General features: G+C 75.6%; 1 protein-coding gene. It reads right to left on the reverse strand.

Annotated elements, in window-relative coordinates; translation table 11 throughout:
- On the reverse strand, window positions 1-672 hold a 672-nt coding region (locus tag APM_RS12880), incomplete at both ends, for a tetratricopeptide repeat protein (protein WP_039888620.1).

Raw genomic sequence — 672 nt, forward strand, 5'->3', positions numbered from 1 at the left:
CGCCGGCGCCGGTGAGGTAGAGCATGCCGAGGGCGCGGGCGGCGGTGCGGTGGCCGGCCTCGGCCGCGGCGCGGAACCAGATCGCCGCCTCGGCGTAGTTCGGCGGCAGGTCGCCGCCGCGGGCGTAGAGATCGCCGACCAGGGCGGCGGCCTCGGGATCGCCGGCGACGGCGGCGCGGCGGAGCCAGGATTCGCCCTCGACCGGGTCCGGCGCGCAGCCGCTGCCGGCGAGCAGCATGGCGCCGAGCTTCGCCTGGGCGTTGCGGATGCCGTGGATCGCCGCCTTGCGGTAGTGCATCAGGGCGCGCGACGGATCGGGCAGGACGCCGACCGCCTGCTCGTGGATGACGCCGAGCAGGAAATGCGCGGTGGGCAGGCCGGCCTCGGCGGCGCGCTCGATCGGGGCCATCGCCTCGATCGTCTTTTCCGCCGTGTCGGCGCGGGACATCAGCAGCATGCCGAGGCCGAGATGGCCCTGCGGCCAGTCCTGCGCGGCGGATTTGCGGTACCAGTCGAGCGCGGCGTCGCGGTCGAGAATGCCCTCGGGGCCGTTGGCGAGGATGAAGCCGAGCAGGGACTGGCCGTCCGCCGAGCCGGAGTCCGCCGCCTTGCGGGCCCAGGCCAGGGCCGCCGGATAGTCGGCGCCGGGGGCGTCATCGGCGGCCCAGTGAT

This window comes from Acidiphilium sp. PM, assembly GCF_000219295.1.
GTDB classification, from domain to species: Bacteria; Pseudomonadota; Alphaproteobacteria; order Acetobacterales; family Acetobacteraceae; genus Acidiphilium; species Acidiphilium multivorum.